This window comes from Agromyces sp. H66, assembly GCF_004959775.1.
Taxonomy (GTDB): Bacteria; Actinomycetota; Actinomycetes; order Actinomycetales; family Microbacteriaceae; genus Agromyces.
Genome location: NZ_SJZG01000001.1, coordinates 640,681 through 662,236 on the forward strand (window position 1 = coordinate 640,681; position 21,556 = coordinate 662,236).

The following is a 21,556-nucleotide window of genomic DNA, read 5'->3' on the forward strand; positions in this document are numbered from 1 at the left end:
CGGACGGCACTCAGGCGGGGTCGAGTCCGCCGAAGACGTGGCGGAGCAGCCGCCGGCGCCCGACGGACTTGCCGGGCCCGATGGCCTTCGGCAGGTCGGCGAGCGCATGCAGCCGCGACGAGAGGTGCCAGCGCGCCGCGCGCGCGGCACGATTCCAGCCCATGGCGCGCAGGTCGCGGTCGGCCTCGGCGAAGACCGTGCGCTCCTGGGCGAACTTCGAGCCGTCGGGCCCCGTGACGGCCGAGACGCTCTCGGCGTGACGTCGGTACCGGAAGACGACCTCGTCGTCGACGACCACGCTGCCGCCGTCGGTGACGAGGTCGAGCACCATGGCGATGTCCTGGGTCACGTCGAGGTCGGCGCGGAACTCGTGCCGACGAAGGCGCTCGACGTTCCAGACGAGCGACGGGAAGTAGAACCACGCGGCGCGCACGAGGCTGAGGGCGGCGGCTTCGCCGGAGATCTCGAGGGGCCGGGCGCCCCGCGGCATGTAGCGGCGCTTCACGCGATCGGCGAGCGGGTGGTACACCTGGCCGTCGGCGTCGATGACCTCGACGCCCGGCTGGATGACCGCGGCATGCGGGAACCGGGCGGTGAGCTCCTTCACGCGACGCACGTAACCGGGCCGCATGATGTCGTCGCAGCCCATGATGACGGCGAACTCGGTCTGCATGAGGCCCACGCACTTGCGGTAGTTGCGGCTCGGCCGCAGGTTCTCCTCGTTGCGCAGGTAGGTGATGCGGTCGTCGCCGAGGCCGACGAGCCATTCGCCCGCGCTCAGGTCGGGATAGACGTCGTCGACGACCACCAGCCGCCAGTCGGGGTCGTCCTGCGCCAGCACGCTCTGCACGGCCAGCTTGAAGTGGTCGACGCGGCCGTAGAACGGCATCATGATGTCGAGGGTCACGCGGGTCCTTGGTTCTCGGGGGCGAAGCCGGTTCGTGGATGCTCTGCACACCCGACCGGGGCCCGAACCATGGTGTCATAGAATCCAATGGCTATGAATCCGGTCGATACTCGCCCAGGTCGGCCGGTGCGAGTCGCCATGGTCGCCATGAACCTGGTGCCCGGCGGCATGGGCGGCACCGAGACGTACGCCACGAACCTCGCCCGCCTGCTCGCGCAGCGCGACGACGTCGACCTCCGCACGATCGTGCCCGGGAACGCCCGCGGCGTGCTCCACTCCGACGACGAGCGGTCCGTCGGCTTCGTGCGGGCCGGGCACTCCACCGCCCTGCGGCTCGCGTCGCTCGCGGCATCCACGCTCGGGGCGCCCTTCATCAGGCGACGGATGTCGGGCGCCGACGTCGTGCACTACCCGTTCACGTCGTTCACGCCGGCGCCGCCGGCGGGCATGCCGTTCGTGACGACGCTGCACGACGTGCAGCATCTCGACCTTCCCGAGCTGTTCGGACCCCGCGACTTCGCCTACCGGGAGCGCTTCTACCACGAGGGCGCCCGGCGCGCGCGCCTCGTCATCACGATCAGCGAGTTCGCCAAGCGCGCGATCGTCGATCACCTCGGCATCGCCGACGATCGGGTGCGGGTCATCCCGCTCGGGGTCGATCACGAGCGGTTCACTCCGGCCACGGGGCCCCGCGGCGACTTCGTGCTCTACCCCGCGAGAGGGTGGCCGCACAAGAACCATGCGCGCCTCATCGAGGCCATGTCGCGGCTCCGCGAGCGCCGCCCGGGGTTGCGGCTCGTGCTCACGGGCGGCGCGCTCGACGGGCTGGGCGCGTTGCCCGAGTGGGTCGAGCGGCGGGGCCTCGTCAACGTCGACGAACTCACCGACCTGTACCGCACGGCATCGGCGCTCGTGTATCCGAGCCTGTACGAGGGGTTCGGCCTGCCGCCGCTCGAGGCGATGGCGTCGGGCTGTCCCGTCGCGGCGTCGCGTGAGGGGTCCATTCCCGAGGTCTGCGGCGACGCGGCCGTGCTCTTCGACCCGCACGATCCCGAGGCGATCGCACGCGGCATCGAGGAGGCGATCGACGGCGCCGACCGGCTCGTGACGCTCGGGATCGAGCATGCACGGCGGTTCACCTGGGAGCGATGCGCGTCGCAGCACATCGCCGCGTACCGCGATGCCGTCGGCGACTGACCCCCGAACGAGGGGGTTAGCGGCTGTCGGCCGGAACTTGGGGCAACATGGTACGCGGGGAAGCGACGGAGGTGGCGTGTGACGGTGCGGATCGAGCGCCGCGGTGTCTCTCTGACGTCCGCGGACGCCTCGGTCCACCGGGTCATCTCCGTACACATCGACGGCCGGAGCGTCTGGTCGGCCGCAACGGCCGACGCCGTACCGGTCGCGGGAGACCGTCGCCTGCTCGCCTGGCCGCGGTCCATCGTGCCGCGGCTGCGCGGCGTCGCGCGATTCGCCGTGGTCGCCCAGCCGAGCGGAACGGTGCTCGCCCGCCGCCGCCTCCGCTTCGGCGCGGCGATCGGTCGGATCGATCTGCACGACGGCCACGGACGCTCACTCTCGGTCAACAAATGGGGGTACCTGACTCCCGCGTTCGGTACGAGCGAAGAGGCGACCCGCCGGCGTGCGGTCGACAGCGCGCGTCGGGTCATCGACACCCTCCACGAGCTCGGGCATCCGGCGTTCATCGTGGGCGGTACCCTGCTCGGGGCGGTGCGGAACGGCGGACTCCTCGCCAACGACGACGATATCGACCTCGCGTACCTGAGCGATCTCGAGCATCCCGCGGACCTCGCGCTCGAGAGCTTCGCGATCGAGCGGGGGCTCGCTACGTCGGGCTTCTGGACGATTCGGCACAGTGCAGCCCACCTGCAGGTGGTGTTCCGCTTCCCCGACGGCACAGTCGACCACTACGTCGACATCTTCACGGCGTTCTTCCGCGACGGCGAGTTCTTCGAGCCGATCCACATGCAGGCGTCGCTCGAGCGCTCCGCGATCCTGCCGCGCGGCACGGCCACCTTCGAGGGCGAGTCATTCCCGGCGCCGGCCGACCCAGAGGCCTGGCTCGCGGCCTGCTACGGCGCCGACTGGCGGGTGCCCGACCCGTCCTTCCGATTCCGTACCCCCGTGCGCACGACTCGCCGCTTCCTCAACTGGTTCGGCGAGCAGCACCGCTTCCGCGATCTGTGGGTCTCCCACTACGACAAGGTCGCCACGGCGGACGCGCCGAGCGTGCAGGCCGTCCGGTTCGAGCAGTCGCTGCCGCGCGAGGCGCTCGTCCTCGAGCTGGGATGCGGCGACGGCGCCGACGCGCGGTACTTCGCCCGACGCGGACATCGGGTGATCGCGGTCGACTTCGCGTGGAACGCGATCGAGCGGGCAGCGAGGGACGCCCCCGACTCGATCGACTTCCGCGTGGTCAACCTGTCGGACCGCCGTGACACTCTCGGGCTCGCGATCGAGCTCCGGGCCCGCGCAGAACCCGTGTACGTGTTCGCGCAGTTCACGCTCGACGCCCTCGTCGATGAGGACCGCATCTCGACGCTCGAGTTCATAGCGCTGGTGCTGCGAAACGGGGGCTTCGCCGTGAACACGAGCTACGCCGAGATGTCGGACCGATACCGTCCGGGCGACCCACGCACATGGCACGTTCCACCGCGCGCACTCATGGGGTTTGCGACCGGTGCACGCCTGGCTGTGCGCATTCTGCACACGGACGTGGTGCCGCGCCGCGGTGGGTCGCGCATCCAGATCGAGTCCATGCTGACCGGAAGGGAAACCGTCTCGACGAGCGGGGAACCGGGGTCGAACTCAGAGGAGTCGGAATGATCATGATGAATCGACTGAAGAAGGGCGCGGTGCGCTGGGGATGGCGCGTCTCACCTGAGACCATGGCGGCCGTCGAGCAGCTGCACGCCTATCGCGCGGAAGTGGCGGAGCTCCGACGCGCGGTCGCCGAGCTTCGACGTGAGATCGACGAGAGCCGGCGCGACAGCCTTCGGGTGGCCGAGCTGACGGATCTCGTCGTCGAACGACTCGCCGCGGCCGAGCGCACGGGCGGCCGGCCCGACGTCGCGCCGCACGGTGAGGAGTCGGCTACCGCTTCGACGCCTTGAGCGCCGCGATCGCCTCGTCGACGGGGCCGTCGAAGATCTTGCGGCCACGCTTGATCACGATGCCCCGGTCGCAGATCTCCGAGATCATGCCGAGGTCGTGGCTCACGATGAACAGGGTCTTGTCGCTCGCGACGAGCTCGTGGATCTTGGCGTTGCACTTCTCCCGGAACGGGGCGTCGCCGACCGCGAGCACCTCGTCGACGAGCAGGATGTCGAACTGGGTGTGGATCGCGACCGAGAACGCGAGGCGCACGAACATGCCCGAAGAGTAGTGCTTCACCTCGGTGTCGATGAATTCGCCGATCTCCGAGAACTCGACGATCTCGTCGAACTTCGCGTCGATCTCCTCCTTGCTCATGCCGAGGATCGCCGCGTTGAGGTAGACGTTCTCGCGCCCGCTGAGGTCGGGGTGGAACCCGGCACCGACCTCGATCAGGCCGGCCACCCGGCCGCGGGTCAGCACGGTGCCGGCATCGGGCCGGAGCACGCCGGAGACGAGTTTCAGCAGCGTCGACTTGCCCGAGCCGTTGTAGCCGAGCAGGCCCACCGCCTCGCCCTCGCCGACGGTGATGTCGAGGCCCTCGAGCGCTTCGAACGTCGAGGCCGTCTGCTTCTTGCGGAGCCAGGCGACGAAGGTCTCCTTGAAGGAGTGCGTGTGCCGCAGCCGATACGTCTTGCGGACGCCCTCGATGATGATGCGGGGCGCCTCGGCCTCAGAGGTCTTGGGCAAAACGCCCCTCCAGTCTCCTGAAGACGAACTGACCCACGAGCAGCGTCACGATGGAGATGGCGAGCGCGAGCCCCGCGAGCCCCCAGAGGTTCTCGGGTCGTTCGGCCGGGCCGGCGATGGTCGGATACCAGAACGCCGAGTGGAAGAGCTCCACCGCGGCGGTCAGCGGATTGGCCATGTAGAGGTCGAAGAGCCACGTCGGCACCTTGTCGCGCACCATCGTGAACGAGTAGAGCACGGGGGAGGTCCAGGTCGCGAACAGCAGGATGAGCTCGACGAGGTTCTGCGAGTCGCGGAACGAGACGTTCACCGAGCCGAACAACATGCCGAGCCCGGTGGCGAGCAACAGCACGATCAGCATCGCGAGGAGTGCGCCGGCCAGGTGCAGCACCGTCGGCACCCAGCCGACGACGAGGCAGACGACGATGAGGATGCTGAGCTGCGGCAGGAAGTGCACGAACGCGATGAACACGTCGGCGATCGGGAACAGCTCGCGCGGCAGGTAGATCTTCTTGACGAGCGCCTTGTTGTTCACGATCGACTTCGTGGCGTTGCCGAACGCCTCGTTGAACAGGTTGACGACGACGATGCCCGAGAACAGGTAGACGGGGAAGGCATCGATCCCGCGGTTCAGGTTGAGGAAGACGCCCATCACGAGGTAGTAGATCAGGAACTGCGCCGCGGGCTTGACGTACGACCAGGCCCAGCCGAGCACCGACCCGTGGTACCGCGTGAGGATTCCCTTGCGCACGAGCAGCCGCAGCAGGTAGCGGTACGAGAACACGTCGAGCACGCCGCGGCCGACGCCGGGTACGGCGAACGCCGAGCGGTCGGGAAGGCCGTACTGGGACATCCCGTCGATTCTAAAGGCCTCCGGCATCGTGATCCGCGCCACGCACGCTCAGCGCTGCGGCAGCGTCGCACGGCCCGTGCCCGACGCCAGCGCGTCGCGCCAGCTCATGTCGCGTGCCGCCTTCACCGCGCAGACGACGAGCAGCATCCAGCCGCCCTCGACGAGCGCGAAGCTCTCGGTGAACGAGGTCACCGCGATGACGACGAGGATGAGGGCGGGCCACAGGTAGACGACGCTGCGCCGGCCCGAGGCGAGCAGCCAGGACCGCACGAGGGCGACGCCCACGAGAGCGACGAAGGCGAGCGCGCCGATCACCCCGACTTGGAAGTACGCGTCGATGTAGGCGCTCAGCGCCGAACTGTGTGCGCGACCAGTGGCGAGTTCGATCCACGTGTACGGCGCGGCATCCGGCCAGGACCCGACCCAGCCCCAGCCCTGCAGCGGATTCAGGTTCAGGTAGCGCGACAGCTCGCGCCACACATCGATGCGCACGTCGAACTCGCCGCGCGCGTCGAGGAACTCGATGATGCGGACCCGGAACACCCAGCCGGTGACCAGCACGATGACGGATGCCGCGAGCAGGGCGATCTGCCAGCGCCAGCGTGTCGCCGGTGCGACCCGGCGCAAGGCGTAGAGCGCCGCCAGCGCGAGGAGCGACGCCCCGAGCGCCACCCAGGTCGTCGGCGACCCGGAGAGCACGATGCTGCCGGCGGCGAGCACGACCGAGCCGATGGCGACGCCACGACGCACGATGTGCGTGCGCCACTCCACGATGAACGTGAGCAGCGCGATGAGGGCGACGAAGCCGAGCAGGTTGCGGGAGCCGAACAGGCCCTGGATGGGGCCGAGCGAGGCGATGTCGCCCTTGATTCCGAGGAACGCGATCGGCAGGTCGAGCAGCACGCCCGAGAGCACCTCGAGCGCGATCGAGACCCCGAGCAGCACGCGCATGACGTCGCCGAAGGCGCGCACGATCTGGATGGTGTCGCGCATGAGCGCGACGTACACGCCGAGGAATGCGAACGCGACGAGGTAGAGCACGCGCGTGGCGGTGATGCCGGGGGCGTTGCTCCAGAGCACCGACGCGGCAGCCCAGCCGACGAATACCAGGATCGTGATCGGGAGGATGCCGTACCACTCGACGGCCCGCCAGCGGGCGACGAGGGAGACGGCGGTCAGGGCGAGCAGGCCGGCCAGGGCAGCGAGCAGGCCCGGCCAGCCGATCAGGCTTCGCAGTGCGTGGGTCGAGAAGGCCAGGCCCACGGACAGGAGCGTCAGCGCCTGCGCGAATCGTGCGGACCCGACGAAGTCGCGAAGTGCTTTCGCGATCACCGGGCGCCCTCGGGAGGCCGGCGGGACGCGGGCACGGGCGGCAGTTCGGCCGGCAGCGGCTCGGACTCCCACTGCCGCCGCTTCGTGGACCAGGCGATCGCGATGAGCAGCAGCCAGCCGCCCTCGATGAGGATCCGGCTCTCGGCGAGGCTCTGGCCGACGAGGGCGACCAGCAGCAGGAGCGGCACGAGCGCCGCCGCCGAGTACGGACGCGGTCGCCCCGAGGCATCCACGGGGCGGTCGACGGCCAGGAACCACGACCGCCACAGCGCGCCGATCACGATGGAAGCGAACGCCACGAGGCCGAGGATGCCGAGCTGCATCCACACGTCGAACCAGGCGTTGTGCGCCTGCAGGTAGGTCACGCCCTTGCGCACGGCGAGGTCGTCGAACGGCTCCACCCACGGCGCCCAGTAGCTCACCCAGCCCCACCCGAACCACGGCCGCTCGAAGGCCAATCCGATGACCGCGCCCCAGATGTCGAAACGCCCGGTGACGTCCTCGGACTTGCCGAAGACGGTCAGCAGCGGGCGCCAGAACACCGAGGTGAGCGTGACGGATGCCACGACCACACCGGCCGCAGCCCAGTACACGCCGCGCCGCCGATCGGGTCCCACCCGGCGTGCCCAGATCGCGAACGCCAGCGCGACGAGCACGATCACGGCCACGAGGATGACGGTGGCCGAGCGCGTGAGCACGAACACCAGGCCGGCGACGACGAGCCATCCGATGCCCTGCGCCCTCCGGACGCTGCGGGCGGCGAGCAGTGCTCCGAAGACGATGAGCCCGAGCAGGGCGATCATGCCGAGCAGGTTGCGGCTCGCGACGATCCCCTCGATGGGGCCGCCCTCGAAGAGGAGGCCGCGCGACCAGTAGAACGCCATGGGCAGCTTCTCGCCGTCGGGCTCGAAGTCGGGGAAGAACGGCAGCACCGGTGCGCGCACGAAGATCGCGATCACGAGCTCGAAGAGGAGCGAGAGGCTCAGGATCCACTTGATCGCGCCGCCGAGGGCACGGACGAACCGGCTCCACGGGAGGCACAACGTGAGTGCGACGGCGACCGCGGCCGTCACGAGGGTCGATGCGACACCGAGCGCGGAAGCGCCCGGGTAGAACGACCACGAAATCGAGAGTGCGGCGATGAGCAGGAACGCGAGCGTCGACTTCGGCGCGCGCCGCCAGCTCCACCGCGGCCGCACGGCGAGCACCAGGGCGACCGTGCCCACGACCACGAGGGCGGCGACGATGCCGAAGCCCCACCACCCCAGGAGGTTGCGCCAGAACTGGCCGGCGAGCGCGGTGAACAGGGCGAACGTCGTGAACACGCCGATCAGGGCTGCGCGTCGGCCGGTGCTCATGGCACCAAGGCTATCGCGGCGCCGTCTCGGGATGGCCGACGCGAACGTCGATCACCTGGCCCGTGAAATCCGAGTCGAGCACCCGGAGCGATGCGGCGGCGACCGTGTCGGGGTCGAGCAGGGTGGTATGCGGCTCCTCGCCGAACGCGGCCGCACGCATGGGTGTGCGCGTTCGCTGCGGATTCAGGCAGTTCACGCTGATCCCGTCCTGTGCCCACTCGTCGGCGAGTGCCTGGGTGAGATTGACCACTCCGGCCTTCGTGGCCGAGTACAGGCCGTAGCCGGCGCGGCCCCGCGTATAGGAGCTCGACGTGAAGAACAGGAGATGACCGCCGGATGCGGCCAGGTAGGGATGCGCCTCCTGGGCGACCTCGGCGGGGGCGAGGAGGTTGACCTCGATGGTCTGCCGCAGTCGCGCCTTGGGGGTGCGCACCAACTGCGCGATCGAGAGCATCCCGGCGGTGAGCACGACGGCGTCGATGGGGCCGTCCTTGGCGGCGGCTCGAAGGGCGGCTCGGATACTCCTGCGTGAAGTCACGTCCGTACGGGTCGTGCTGCGGCTGAACGCATGCACGCGGGCGCCGGCACGGCGGGCCTTCTCGACGATGCTCGCGCCGATGCCGTACGACCCGCCGAGGACCACGATCGACCGGCCGGTGAGGTCGATGGGCGGGGCATCCGGTGCGTTCACGGCCTCGGACTGCAGCTGGAAGATCTTGTCGGCGATGTGCAGGTCGAGTGGCTCGGTGACCTTCATGTTCTGGGCAGTGCCCTGCACGACCTTGATCGGCACGTCGGGCAGGTATGTGAAGACGACGCCGCAGTCGTCGGTTGCCGCGAACCCGGGATCATCGGCGGCGATCTCGTATGCCCGGCGGATGACCGAGAGCCGGAATCCCTGCGGCGTCTGCCCGCGACGCAGGGTCGATCGCGGCGGGATACCGGTGATGACCGAATCTCGGTCCACCTCGATGATGGTGTCGGCCGAGGGGATCGCCGTGTCGACGGCATCGAACTCGTCGAGCGCGGCGACGCACTCGTCGATGATCCGGTCGTCGACGAACGGACGCACGGCATCGTGCAGCAGGACCTTGCAGTCCTCGTCGCCGAGCGCCTCCAGGGCCAGTCTCGTGGAGTCGTTGCGGGTTTCGCCGCCGGGCAGGATGTCGAGCAGCTTGGTGAACCGTCCACTCGCCTTGAGGGGATCGAGCTCGTGGATCGCCGCGGCATTCATCATCACGAGCACCGCGTCGATGTTCGGATTCCGGTCGAGGCGTTCGAGGGTGTGTTCGACGATCGCCTTGCCGGCGATGCGGATGAGCTGCTTCGGCAAGCCCAGACCGACGCGGGTGCCGACGCCGCCGGCGAGCACGATCGCGACCGTGCGGTCGGAATTCGGAGTTGGCACGCGCTCCACGCTAACGTCCGGAACCGGCCAGGGCTGCGTCGATGCGCTCGACGACGGTGTCGATCGTCGACGCTGTGTACGTGGCGGTGACATGATGCTCATCTCGGTACACGATCACGCCGCCGATCGTCGCCGGGCAGACATCGTCGTGACAGTAAAGGTCGACGGTCGGAACGATGGCGACGTCACCGTTCACCGCGGCGGCGGCCGCATACCGGTCGACGATCGCGAGACCGTCGACCCTGGTGACGTCGCAATCCCCTGATCTCAGTGACGCCTCGGTCGCCGCGAGGATGCAATCTCGCCCGGCCTGGCCGATTCTGGGATTGTCTTCGAGGACGAGCACGCGGGCGCCCGTCTGCTGAAGTGATTCCCAATTCAATGCGATCGATCGGATCTCGTCGGCGGTGGCGCTCGCCGAGCCGCGTCCGCCGGCGAAGATCACGAGATCGTATCCGACGCCGAAGAGGCGATCCTCGGTCTGCAGCAGTCGTGTTGCGCAGCGCGGTGAGAGGCTGGAGTCGCTCGCACGCACGGCCGCCCAAACGCAGCCGTTCCCCACCATCACGTCGAGCGTCCAGCCCAGTTCATCGACGCGATCTGCGAGACCGGGTGAGAACATCGCCGCGTGCGAGTTTCCGATCAGGGCGACCCGCGTGCCGCCCGAGCCGAACGTGCACGTTCGCAGAACGTCGGAGTCCGACGGCGTGTAGCAGGCATAGGCTCCACCGGTGTCGCTCAGGAGTGCTGCTCGATCGGGGACGAGCGGAAGCGTCTCGACGATGTCATCGCAGTCGCCCGCATGGTCGGTCGCGCCGACGCCGAAGCAGTGTCCCGCCGCGGCGGCGATTGTGGTCGACTCCATCGATGCCTCGGCTGCCAGTCGTTCGGCCTGCACCAGACCTGCGCCAGCGCTCGCGCTGATCGCAACCCATGAGGCGATGAGCACCGAGGCGATCGACGCTCGAGCACGCTGCGAGTGCCATCCCCCGGTCACGCGCCGCTCGACGGCGTAGTGCGTGAGGATCGCGAGGACGATGGCCGCCGCGATCATCACGGAGCCGGCGAGCCAGCCGGGCTGGGCCTGCTCGCCGCGAAGGTAGCGGTACCCCACCAGGACGGGCCAGTGCCAGAGGTAGATACCGAACGCCATTCCGCCGAGCCAGACAAAGGGGCGCAGAGCAAGCACGCGGGTGGCGGCCCATGCTCGCTCGTTCGAGCGGGACGAGATGAGCAGGAGAGCGGCGCAGGCGACGGGCCACAGCGCCGCTGTGCCGGGGAACGCCCCACCGACCGGGAGGACGATGCCACACGTGACGAGGCCGACGAGACCGACCCACGACGCAATCGCCGCAGGCGTTCCCCGAAGCACGATGCGAGAGCCGGCCAGGGCGATGAGCGCACCGACGCCGAATTCCCAAAGCCTTGTCGTCGTGCTGAAGTACGCTGCGGGTTGTTGCGCGGCGGTGTGCCACAGTGACCACACGAACGAAGACACGGCGACCGCAGCGATGAGAATGGCGAAGACGACGCGGAACGACGACCTCAAGCGACGCGCTGCCCACCACGCACCGACTGCGACGAGCAACCAGATGACGTAGAACTGGCCTTGGAGCGACATCGCCCAGAAATGCTGGACCGGGGTGTGCGGGTCCTGGGCGTTCAGATAGTCGACGGCGTTGATCGAGAGGAACCAGTTCTCTAGGTAGAGGGCCGACGCCAGCGTCTCCGCGAAGTTCCGTGGCCGAAGCGGTTCGGGCGCGATCGTCACCGTCATGGCGAGCACGGCCAACAGGACCAGGGCGGCACCGGGCCAGATCCGCCGTGCGAGTCGACCGAGATAGGCAACTGGCGCAATTCGGTCGTTCCGACGGATATGGCCGGCGAGCGTCAGCGTGATCAGGAACCCTGTGATGACGAAGAAGACGTCGACGCCACCCGAGACTCGGTTGAACCAGATGTGGTAGCTCGCGACGAGGAGTGCGGCGACGGTACGGAGTCCCTCGATCTCCAGTCGGCGCTGGTCACCACGGGGGGTTGCCCCCATGGTTGCCGACCCCGAAATCAGTTGAGACACGAGAACGGAGTCTAACCCCTGCCTCCAGATCGCCTGGGGCGGCGGCTCACCTACAAGGGTGAGCGCATTGTGTGCCGACTGTCTCACGAGTCCCATTCGTCCTCGCCTGACGGGGGTTCTTCGTGCGCAGCCAAGATCTTCGCCTGGCGATGTATTGATCCACGAGTCCGCGACCGTTGTGCGCTGCATCCGGACCGAGTCGGGTCGCGAGTTCGGGGACGCCCAATCGGTCGATGACCTGGGCAGCGGCAGCGAGTGCGTTCACCTCCGATTCGGCGTCAGCTCGCATTGCCCCGGAGGCGATGGGGTCGAGAACCGCCTCGGAGAGAAGAGCCACCGCCATGCGTCGGCACACCGGGTCTGCGGGGTCCAGGAGATTCGTAGCGCGAATCGCGAGGTCCGCCCGGGAGGCAACTGATCGATCGTCATCGTCGAACGGGTTGTGTCCGGATCCCACGGCGGACCAGTATCGGCTCAGTCCCGACCCAGCGACGAAATCGATGGCAGATCTGACCAGGTCGCGAATTTCAGTGCTCGGCGAGAGGCGGGCACGAACAGAACGAGCGGTGAACCGTTCGAACGCGAGGAGGGTCGCCCGGTCCGCCATGCGGTCGAACGACCGCGCGCGCGACCACCATTGCCGGCAGAAGTTGACGAAGTGGTAATCGCGCAGGTCAGTCGATGCGAGCTGGGACACGGTGTCGAGAACGAGTTCTGACTGCGACATCCAGTCCACGAGCGTGGTTGCTCGGAGGTAATCGGTCGAGATCGCGCCCTCGTGGCGTCGATGGCGATACACCACCCGTGGTACAACGCTGATTCGGCGTGCGGCGAGGGATGCTCGCGCGGAGAAGACGAGGTCCTCGCAGTGGACGCCGGTCGGGAACCGAAGGCGAACCTCATCGAGGAGTCTGCGTCGGTAGAGCTTGTTCCAGACGACATGATCTGCAAGGAACTCGGGTGCCGATTCCAAGTCGGCCACAGCAACGCCCGAACGATGGAGCTGGGACCGTTGCGTCCAGTACACGGTGGTTGTCCCGTCGGGTGTGGTGTCCTCACCGATCCCCGCCACGATGTCGACATCGTTCGTCATCGCAGCATTGCAGAGGATGTCGAGCGCATCCACGGTGATGATGTCATCCGAGTCCAGAAAGAACACGTATTCCCCGACAGACGCGTCCAACCCGGCGTTGCGCGCGGCACCAGGGCCGCCGTGCGGAATGACGACCACGCGGAACCTTCCCTCGACGTCTGCGTACCCCCTCGCGATCGACTCCGACTCGTCCGCGGTGCCATCGATGACGACAACCGCCTCCCAGGATGGGTAGGTGAGGGCCCGAACCGAATCGAGGCATTCGGGAAGCCATTTCGCCGATCGATGCGACGGGATGATGATCGAAACGAGCTGTTGCGGGTCGGGTGCGATGCTCATCAGGACCTGGTCGGATGCGCGGGGAGTGTGGTCGGCAATGTGGCTCAGTATACGGTTCAGACTGCGGCCTGCTCCCGGTGCCCACGGGCGAGGAGGTCGGTTGGCAGTCTGGTGCCGGCGATGGTGTGGCCACGCCGGAGTTGCAGGTTCGGCCATGTGACCGGCTACGCTTACCATTCAGGTCCAGACTCGAGAGCTCGACCGCGTTACCTGAGGCCCGTATGACGTCCGAAACCCGAATGCGGGCAAGCACAGAGTTGCCCGAAGCTCGCGACGACCTACCCCCCCGAGCGGCGTTCCGCATCGACGTCGAGGGGCTCAGGGCGGTCACCGCACTCCTCGTCGCAGGTTTCCACATCTGGGGCAGCAAGGTTTCGGGCGGTGTCGATGTCTTCTTCGTCGTTTCGGGATACTTCATCACTCTGACGCTGCTCGGCCATATCCGTCGCTATGGCACGGTACGCGTCAGGGCCTACCTGGCCAGGCTCGCCCAGCGGCTCGCACCGATGACGTTGATGGTGCTCACCGCGACGATGCTGATCACGTGGTTCGTGCTCGGCCGAGGCGCCAGGGGGTCGACGTTCGAGCAGGTCATCGCGTCCCTCCTGTCTCTTGAGAACGTCTTTCTGGCCTTCCAGTCGATCGACTACCTGGGCCAGACTGAGCCCAAATCGCCCGTCCAGCAATTCTGGGCGATGTCGGTGCAGGGGCAGTTCTACCTCATCTGGCTGGTCGTTGTGATCGCTGCCGTCAGCCTGGCACGACGATACGGCCTCGACATTCGGCGCTCAGTCGGAATCCTCGTCGCGGTTCTTGCGGTGACTTCGTTCGCATGGTCGATGCACCAGACGTCGAATGATCAGGCATTCGCATACTTCAGCCCCCTCACCCGGGTCTGGGAGTTCGGAATCGGTGCCGGAGTAGCGCTCGTGCTGCCGCGAGTCGTGATCGATCGCCGCGTACGGATCGGCATGGCGTGGCTCGGGCTTGCAGGGGTGATCACCTGTGCCGCGTTCATGCCCGTGGAGTCCGCCTTCCCCGGGGCGGCCGCGCTCTGGCCGACCCTTTCAGCGGCGCTCATCCTCCTATCGGGTCAGAAGGGTGACTCGCTTGCGGCGAACGCGATGCTGAACCAGCGGGTTCTTGTCTGGATGGGGAGCTTCGCGTTCGCCATCTACCTGTGGCACTGGCCACTCCTGATCGCCGCTCGCTGGCTCCTCGGCCAAGAACACCTCGGTTGGAAGTCCGGACTCGTCGTGATCCTCGCTGCGATCCTGCTCGCCTGGGTGACATCGAAATGGCTGGAGCGACCGGTTATGCAAGCGTCACGGTCCGGCCACGTGGGTGTTCGGAGAAGAGCCAACCTCCTGCTCGTCGTCGCGTTCACGATCGTGCTGGTGGCGGCCGTTGCGTCATTGGTCTCGGTCCGGACGGTCGAGGCCGTCGAGCGTGACGAAGTTGCGGTGATGGCCGGTGAAGGTCTCGACTGCTTCGGGGCGCGTGCCGTGCTGGCGGGCGATCCCGCGTGCCGGGCCCCTGAACTCGGCGAACAGGTCGTGCCGCTCGGCTCCCCAGCGGACGATCTGCAGCTCCCCGAACTGGAATGCGCCGTGAAGCGGTACCACGCCGATGCTCGAATGTGCGCATACGGCGCCATCGGTGCCGACACCAGAATCGGACTTGTCGGCAACTCCCACGCAATCGCCTGGTTTCCGGCACTTGAGCGGATCGCACTCGAGCAGGGCTGGGAACTTCGCGTCTGGTACAAGAACGGGTGCCAGTTCGCATCACCGCAGCGAATCGGCACTGAACCATGGCTTGCGGATGAATGCGCTGAGTGGGTTCAGAACGTGCAGGCTGACATTTTGGCAGGGCCGAGCCTCACCTGGATTATGACGTCAGCGCATGGAGCGAGCGCGTGGGCCGGCCCTGATGGAGAGGCGTCTTCCGAAGCTGCCAGAGCCGCCCTGAGTAAGGCGTGGACACCGCTGATCGACGCAGGCACGGACGTCGTCGTCGTTCGTGACTACCCGAAATCGAGCGACGAGAATCTGGCGTGCGTCGAACGACGTGGCGTGGACGCGGTCGACGAGTGCGCCCGCGCGCGCGCGGATGTGCTCAGCGACCACGATGAGATGTTCCTGCAGGCGTCTGCGCTGGCCGGTGCTCACGGTATCGACCTCACCGATGCCATCTGCGACTCGGACCGATGTTGGACGGTCGCCGGACACGTCAAGGTCTATCGGGACCGATCGCACCTGTCGAACACGTTCGCGGCCTCCACATCGGGACTCATGGCGGATCGCCTGCGCGAGCAGGGGCTCATCGGCGCATCTGAGGCGAACGGCTGAGACGCGTCAGGTATCGAGCCGACGGATGACCCGGGCGGGCGTCCCTCCGACGAGCATGTCGTCGGGAACGTCCGCGGCCACCACCGCTCCGGCGGCGATGACCGCTCCGGACCCGATGGTCACACCGCCGACGACGATCGCGCCAGCGCCGATCCAAGTACCGTCGCCGACGACGATCGGGTCGTGCCGCACCGCGCCGGCCCGCTTGGAGTGGCCTGCGATCGCATGAGTGTCGCTGATCAGACGTACGAACGGGCCGAGGTTCACGCGGTCGCCGATAGTGCAGTTCGGCCGAATATACACGTCCCTGTTGATGAAGACCTCACTGCCGATATTGATCGGGCCGAGCAGTTCCCCGCCCCGGTAGATGGTGGTCCGGTCGCCGATGGTGATCTCTCCGAGCAGTTCCACGCGGGAGTCGATCCGGCAGTCGATGCCGATGCTAGGGGTCATCGGCCAATTCTGGCGCAAGTCTGATCCCCGCTGCGGACAGTTACGATTGCCTGTCGTGCGCAATCTGCAACGAGTTCTCGTGTTCCCCGCTTGGAGAGACAATCCTTACCTCAACCTCATGAGCCTCGCGCCGAGGGCCTCGGGGAGAAGGTTCGAGGGGGTCGCCGCACCGGCTTCACTGTACCGGGCGGCACACCAACTAGCTGCCGGCGATGTTCTCCACGTCCATTGGACCGCTCCACTCGTGCAGCGCGAGGCAAGCGAAGCGGAGGCCCGCGCCGCGCTCGCCGACTTCGCTGCGCTCTTGGAACGTCTCCGATCGGGCGGAGTCAAGCTCATCTGGACTGTCCACAACCAGCTTCCACACGAGCTCGAGTACCGGGACGTCGAGATCGAACTCACCCGCTTGCTTGCGCGCTCGTCTGATGCGATCCATGTCATGGCCCCGGCCACCGTCGACGTGCTCCGGCCGATCTGCGAACTGCCGACCGAGCGAGTGCATGTCATCCCGCATCCGAGCTTCGTCGGTGTATACGGCGCACCGGTCGCAAGGGAAGAGGCCCGACGTCGACTCGGCGCTGATCTCGATCGGCCCGCGGTCCTCTTCCTGGGCCAGATGCGGCCGTATAAGGGTCTGGATGTGCTCCTCGCCGCGATGGCGTTGTTGGCCGAGCGCGGTGACGCGCCAACGCTCCTTCTCGCCGGTTCGGCGGATGAGGAAGCGAGGCTTGCCATCGGCGCAGCGCTCCCTGACTCGGTGACTGTCGTCTCGCACTACGGGTACGTCCACGACGACGAGATCGCGACTTGGTTCGGCGCCGCTGATCTGGCGGTGTTCCCGTATCGCAGCATCCTCAACTCGGGGAGCGTGCATCTGGCTTCCGCGTTCGAAGTGCCGGTCGTACTACCGGGGGAACCGCACCTCACGACGCAGTTCGCAAGCGAGGAGTGGGTTCACCACTTCGACACGCTTCGCCCCGTGGAGTCGCTCGCCCGGAGCATAACCGTCGCGCTCGAGGCTCGACCGCCGAGGTCATCGTTCGACGAGTTCAACCGGCGGATGTCGCCTTGGGCCATCTCAAGGCAATATGACGCGCTGCTCGGCCGGCTCGCGATGACGGAGAGGGACGAAGTCGTTGCCCAAGGAGGCGACCTGCTTTCCTCGCCGCGCGACTGATCCAGTGTCTCCGGCGCGCGAGTTCGAGAGTGTCTCGGCGACGGATCACGGTGAAATGGTCGAAGCGACTGTAGTCGGGCAGGCTGGCGCGAAGCCGCGCGGTGTGAAGGCGGTGACCCTCTCGTTCGCGAAGCGCGACGATCAATTTCAGCCCGGCCGGAAGTGACCGCCGCCTGAACGCGGCGACGTACCTCCCTTCGGCCCTCGTGAGATGATCGGGATCGAAGATCCGACCGGACCGGGGCTCGAACAATACAGGGCTGAGTGATGGTGAAGCTCGGGATGTCTCGAGGAAGATCTCGATGCTCTTGCCCGATGAAAACTTGACAATGGTGGGCGCAACGGTGCGCGCTTCCTCGAATCGTGCGAGCAACTGCGGATCGTCCGAGGCGACTCCTGGCGCCAGTTCGACCGCGTCGTGCAGAACGTCAGGATCTTGACGGGAGGCGAGCAGGGCGAGCTCGACTGCGTCGTTGTCGGATTCCGCGGACCCCGACAGCACTGCGGTGGCGAGGACTTCGGCGACCAAGCGGGCGAGCCAAGGTTCCTCTCGCAACATTTCGCGGCCGGCCGAAGACTGGGCGCGAAGGAACGTGATCCAGTCCTGAAGCTCAGCACCGATCGGCTGTCGCGGTCCCGTCGTGATGCGTGCAAGGGCCGCCGCAGCCTGGATCGATCCGTCGACGGTGAGTGCGAAGAGGATACGCTTGGCATTCGGCTGGACGCGGCGGGTGCGCTCCACCCGGTCGAGGAGTCGTCGGAGCGCGTCGATGACCTCGACATCCCGCGATCCGATGTTCGACATTGAGCGCAGGAACTTCGTGAGGTGGACCCACCCGTCTCGATCGTGGACCAGTGATTCGTAAGCTCTTGCGAGCGTCGTGGAACCGGCAGCCGCGATGAGTTCCGCGCAGGTCAGCTCCTGTTCCAAATAACTCGCGAACGCGGTGGCGGAGTCCGACTTCGCGGTCATGGAACTTGTGCCCTGGCGCTCGCGATAGAGGTAGACGACTTCTTGCACCATGTCGACGGTGCCGGCTCGAAGGTAGGCCGTGGTCATCGGAACGATGTCGTTCGACCGTGGGACGTCCGGGAACACGAGGTCGAGCGAATCCCAGAAGGAGCGGCGGAACGCCTTGTTCCAGCATGCGCGGCCGTAGAGCAGCGAAGGTGCTTCGGCGACGCTGAATCGCTGCCGGGCCTGCTGATAGGCAGGCCAGTTCGCAGTCGGGCGCCAGGTGTCGTTCGGGGAGAACTTCAGGTAGTCGCCGAACGCGATGTCCGATCCAGAAGCCTCCAGGCTTTCGACCAGCGCCCGGTATGCACCGTCGGGAACCAGGTCGTCGCCGTCGCAGAAGATGAGATAGCGCCCTCGCGCATGTTCGATCCCCGTATTGCGTGCGGATCCGCCGCCACGCACCGTCGCCTCGATGAGCCGAACCCGCGGATCTGCATCGGCCACCTCGCGAACCACGGCAACCGTGTCGTCGGTCGAGTGGTCGTCGACGACGATGACCTCCATGTGATCGATGTCTTGAGAGAGCACCGACCCGAGCGTCTCTCGGACCCATGACCGCACATTGTGGGTCGGAATGACGACCGAGAGGACAGGGGTCTCCGTTTCAGAATGCATCCGCATGATTGTACGTCGGGCCGGACCGTGGTCCGTCCTGAGGTACCGTGAAGCGGGCCGAGCGAGGGGAACCACGAATGGGCAGGCGACGAGTGTGGCTCGGTGAGGCGCGCACGGCCCTGTCCAAGGCTCTCGCTCCGATCCGCATGCTCGTGGGTCGGCAACTGGCCGCCCGAGTTCCCGACGACTCAAGGGGAACCGGATGGGTGGATGTGATCATGCCGGTCAGGGACGTCGAGAGATATGTCGACACGAGCATCCGATCCGTGCTCGCCCAGGGTCATTGGCGTGTGCGACTCATCGTGCTCGACGACGCTTCGCGGGACGCGACTGTGGCACGGGTCTCTCGTTGGGCCCGGCGCGACTCGCGTGTGAAGCTCCTGCGCGTCGATTTCTCGGACCCGAATGCATCCCGGAACTTCGGCATCCAACACGCAACGGGGGAGTACCTGACGTTTCTGGACGGGGACGACGTGCTCCTCGCCGGCGCCTACCGCGACCTCGTCGGCAGCCTCGAACGCAGCGGGTCGGACTTCGCGGTCGGATGCTACGACCGGTTCACGGGGCGGCGCCGTACACCCGCCGCGTTCTGGATCGACGAGGCGCATGCGACCGATCGGCTCGGTGTGAGCCTCGAGGCGTATCCGTCGATCCTCGTGAACGCCGTGCAGTGGACGAAGCTCTACCGCACGGAGTTCTGGAAGCGCGCGGAACTTCGGTTCCCCGAGGGAGGGCATTTCCAGGACCAGCTCGTCAGCGCCCGGGCCTACGCGCGGGCGAGGGCGTTCGACGTGCTCGCTCGGAAGACGGTGTCGTGGCGCATCCGCGACGACGGCAGCTCGATGACGCAGCAGGGCGTGCGCCCGCACCAGGTGCGCGACCGATTCGCGACGGCGCTCGGCGCCCTCGACGTGCTCGAAGTCGAGGCCGGCGAAGGGGTTCGCCGGGCGCGGCTCGCGCAGTACCTCTCCAACGACGCGGCCATCGCGACATCCGAACTGCCCGGGATGAGCGAAGAGGCATTCGCGGCACTGCGCGATGGTCTGGCCGTGCTCGCACCCGACGTCGATGACCCCGTTTGGCAGGACGTGCCCGCCGAATCGAAGGTGCTCTACGAACTGGTGTTGCGGGGAGATCGTGCTCGCGCGCGTGCGTACATCGAGCGGGGAGGGCTCGATCTGCTGCGGCATCCGCTCACCGAGATCGACGGCGTGGCGTACGTCGAGCTGCCCTTCTGGGGCGACCCGGACGCGGCGATACCGATTGCTCGTTTCAGGGCTGCGCCGAGGGAGCTCCGGGCGTTCGCGGATCGAGGCCGGCCGCGGCCGTGACGAAGGGGAAGTGGTGTCGCGCTTGTGGCGATGCGGTTGCTCGCCGCCCGGGAGCTTGCGGCGACGCCGGCCGGCCACGAACCCGTTGGTAGCGTTGTCGCAGCGTCTGGGAAGGGACCATCCGGCATGTTCGTAGCGATCGACAACACTCCCCGCGACTACGCGTGGGGGTCCACGAGTGCGATCGCGCAGTTCCGGGGACTGCCGCCGTCGGGCAGGCCTGAGGCCGAGCTCTGGCTGGGGGCGCACCCCGGTTCGCCCGCGAAGGTCGTCGACGAGGCATCCGTCGGCCATGCCGACCTGGCGGACTGGATCGCCGCCGAACCCGAGCGCGCGCTCGGCCCCGAGCTCGCGGCGCATGGCGCCCGACTGCCGTTCCTCCTGAAGCTGCTCGCCGCGGCGGGGCCGCTGTCGCTGCAGGCCCACCCCACGACCGAGCAGGCGCGGGCGGGATTCGCGCGCGAGGAGGCCGACGGCGTGCCCATCGACGCGTACGACCGCAACTACCGCGACCAGCACCACAAGCCCGAGCTCATCGTCGCCCTCAGTGAGACCTTCGACGCGCTGTCGGGGTTCCGCCCGCTCGATGAGGTGCGCGGTGTGCTCGAGGTGCTCAGAGCAGCGGATGCCGCGTCCGCATCGCCCGAGTCCGGCGCCCTCGACCTGCTCGAGGCGCACCTGACCGGCGCCGATCCGCTGCGCGACACCGTCGAGTGGCTGCTCCGCGACGGTCGGGGTGGTGACACGGGGGAGGCCTCGTGGGTCGTCGAGCGGGTGACGGCGCTCGCGGCATCCGACGAAGCACGACGTTCCCCGTACGCGCTGTCGTTCGAGACGGTGCGTTCGCTGGCCGAGACGTATCCCGGCGACCCGGGCGTCGTGATCTCGCTGCTGCTCAACCGGGTGCGGCTGCACCGCGGGGAGGCGTTGTACCTCGCGGCAGGCAACATCCACGCCTACCTCGACGGCCTCGGCATCGAACTCATGGCCGAGAGCGACAACGTGCTGCGCGGCGGACTCACGCCCAAGCACATCGACGTCACGGAGCTCGTCGACGTGCTCGACTTCACGCCGCTCGACGCGCCGCGACTGGCGCCCGAGCCGGTCGGGCGGGGCGTCGTCGCGTTCCGTCCCGATGTGCCCGACTTCGTGCTATACCGGGCGGAAGCGAGGGCGGATGCCGCGCGGGTCGCGATCGACGGCCCCGCAATCGTGGTCGCCGAGGGTGGCGCGCTGCAGATACGGGGCGACATCGGCGCTGCGAGCCTCGGGCGCGGTGCGGCGGTCTACGTGACGCCCGAGGAGCGCGAACTCGTGATCACCGGCGACGGGATCGCGTGGGTCGCGACGACGGGCGCCGGCGCGGCCTGAGCGCGGAGC

The 21,556-nt window shown here is 67.6% G+C and carries 16 protein-coding genes and 1 pseudogene; 7 read left to right on the top strand and 10 right to left on the bottom strand.

The window, feature by feature from the left end:
• Nucleotides 1-10 precede the first annotated feature (10 nt).
• Nucleotides 11-907, bottom strand: a complete 897-nt coding sequence (locus tag EZM51_RS03055) for a glycosyltransferase (protein WP_211195796.1) — start codon at nt 905-907, stop codon at nt 11-13.
• Between the two features lie 138 nt (nt 908-1,045).
• Between EZM51_RS03055 and EZM51_RS03060 the strand changes: the two genes are divergently transcribed.
• The 3 genes from EZM51_RS03060 to EZM51_RS03070 all read left to right on the top strand — a co-directional run bounded on the left by EZM51_RS03060 (nt 1,046) and on the right by EZM51_RS03070 (nt 4,041).
• Entirely contained in the window at nt 1,046-2,104 is a 1,059-nt protein-coding gene (locus tag EZM51_RS03060) for a glycosyltransferase family 1 protein (RefSeq protein ID WP_169053764.1), read from the top strand.
• Nucleotides 2,105-2,182: 78 nt separating this feature from the next.
• Nucleotides 2,183-3,754 (top strand): class I SAM-dependent methyltransferase, encoded by a 1,572-nt coding sequence (locus tag EZM51_RS03065; protein WP_136706731.1) that lies wholly within the window; start codon nt 2,183-2,185, stop codon nt 3,752-3,754.
• A 2-nt stretch (nt 3,755-3,756) separates the two neighbouring features.
• Nucleotides 3,757-4,041, top strand: a complete 285-nt coding sequence (locus EZM51_RS03070) for a DUF6752 domain-containing protein (protein ID WP_136706732.1) — start codon at nt 3,757-3,759, stop codon at nt 4,039-4,041.
• On the opposite strand, the gene EZM51_RS03075 is transcribed toward EZM51_RS03070, so the two are convergent.
• Genes EZM51_RS03075 through EZM51_RS03105 form a run of 7 tightly spaced genes read right to left on the bottom strand, consistent with a single transcriptional unit; the run spans nt 4,022 to nt 13,231 of the window.
• Entirely contained in the window at nt 4,022-4,771 is a 750-nt protein-coding gene (locus EZM51_RS03075; protein WP_136706733.1) for an ABC transporter ATP-binding protein, read from the bottom strand. The two genes, EZM51_RS03070 and EZM51_RS03075, sit on opposite strands and share 20 nt — an antisense overlap.
• Nucleotides 4,755-5,624, bottom strand: a complete 870-nt coding sequence (locus EZM51_RS03080) for an ABC transporter permease (RefSeq protein WP_136706734.1) — start codon at nt 5,622-5,624, stop codon at nt 4,755-4,757. The genes EZM51_RS03075 and EZM51_RS03080 overlap by 17 nt, the downstream gene beginning before the upstream one ends.
• 48 nt (nt 5,625-5,672) lie before the next feature.
• The gene (locus EZM51_RS03085) at nt 5,673-6,956 is read right to left on the bottom strand and encodes an O-antigen ligase family protein (RefSeq protein WP_248305428.1); all 1,284 of its coding nucleotides are present in this window, start codon (nt 6,954-6,956) and stop codon (nt 5,673-5,675) included.
• Nucleotides 6,953-8,314, bottom strand: a complete 1,362-nt coding sequence (locus tag EZM51_RS03090) for an O-antigen ligase family protein (protein WP_136706735.1) — start codon at nt 8,312-8,314, stop codon at nt 6,953-6,955. The genes EZM51_RS03085 and EZM51_RS03090 overlap by 4 nt, the downstream gene beginning before the upstream one ends.
• 10 nt (nt 8,315-8,324) lie before the next feature.
• Nucleotides 8,325-9,722 carry a bifunctional cytidylyltransferase/SDR family oxidoreductase gene (locus tag EZM51_RS03095; protein ID WP_248305429.1) on the bottom strand — a complete coding sequence of 466 codons (1,398 nt, stop codon included), beginning with the start codon at nt 9,720-9,722 and terminating at the stop codon, nt 8,325-8,327.
• 10 nt (nt 9,723-9,732) lie between these two features.
• Nucleotides 9,733-11,886 (bottom strand): acyltransferase family protein, encoded by a 2,154-nt coding sequence (locus EZM51_RS03100; protein WP_169053765.1) that lies wholly within the window; start codon nt 11,884-11,886, stop codon nt 9,733-9,735.
• Complete coding sequence (locus EZM51_RS03105) at nt 11,846-13,231, bottom strand: glycosyltransferase (protein WP_169053766.1); 1,386 nt, start codon at nt 13,229-13,231, stop codon at nt 11,846-11,848. The genes EZM51_RS03100 and EZM51_RS03105 overlap by 41 nt, the downstream gene beginning before the upstream one ends.
• Before the next feature lie 221 nt (nt 13,232-13,452).
• On the opposite strand from EZM51_RS03105, the gene EZM51_RS03110 reads away from it, so the two are divergent.
• A complete protein-coding gene (locus EZM51_RS03110) occupies nt 13,453-15,582 on the top strand; it encodes an acyltransferase family protein (protein ID WP_169053767.1) in 2,130 nt (709 codons plus the stop codon).
• A gap of 6 nt (nt 15,583-15,588) precedes the next feature.
• On the opposite strand, the gene EZM51_RS03115 is transcribed toward EZM51_RS03110, so the two are convergent.
• Nucleotides 15,589-15,993 (bottom strand): DapH/DapD/GlmU-related protein, encoded by a 405-nt coding sequence (locus EZM51_RS03115; protein ID WP_169053768.1) that lies wholly within the window; start codon nt 15,991-15,993, stop codon nt 15,589-15,591.
• Nucleotides 15,994-16,153: 160 nt separating this feature from the next.
• Between EZM51_RS03115 and EZM51_RS03120 the strand changes: the two are divergent.
• Nucleotides 16,154-17,032 (top strand): annotated as a pseudogene (locus EZM51_RS03120) (glycosyltransferase); the annotation flags it as partial.
• A gap of 52 nt (nt 17,033-17,084) precedes the next feature.
• Here the strand turns inward: EZM51_RS03120 and EZM51_RS21000 are convergent.
• On the bottom strand, nt 17,085-18,845 hold the full coding sequence (locus EZM51_RS21000; RefSeq protein ID WP_248305430.1) for a glycosyltransferase family 2 protein: 1,761 nt from the start codon (nt 18,843-18,845) through the stop codon (nt 17,085-17,087).
• Between the two features lie 218 nt (nt 18,846-19,063).
• Between EZM51_RS21000 and EZM51_RS03130 the strand changes: the two genes are divergently transcribed.
• Nucleotides 19,064-20,176: a glycosyltransferase family 2 protein gene (locus tag EZM51_RS03130; RefSeq protein ID WP_169053770.1), complete on the top strand. Its 1,113-nt coding sequence runs from the start codon at nt 19,064-19,066 to the stop codon at nt 20,174-20,176.
• 126 nt (nt 20,177-20,302) lie between these two features.
• On the top strand, nt 20,303-21,547 hold the full coding sequence (gene manA / locus EZM51_RS03135; RefSeq protein ID WP_136706744.1) for a mannose-6-phosphate isomerase, class I: 1,245 nt from the start codon (nt 20,303-20,305) through the stop codon (nt 21,545-21,547).
• The last annotated feature ends 9 nt before the right edge of the window (nt 21,548-21,556 follow it).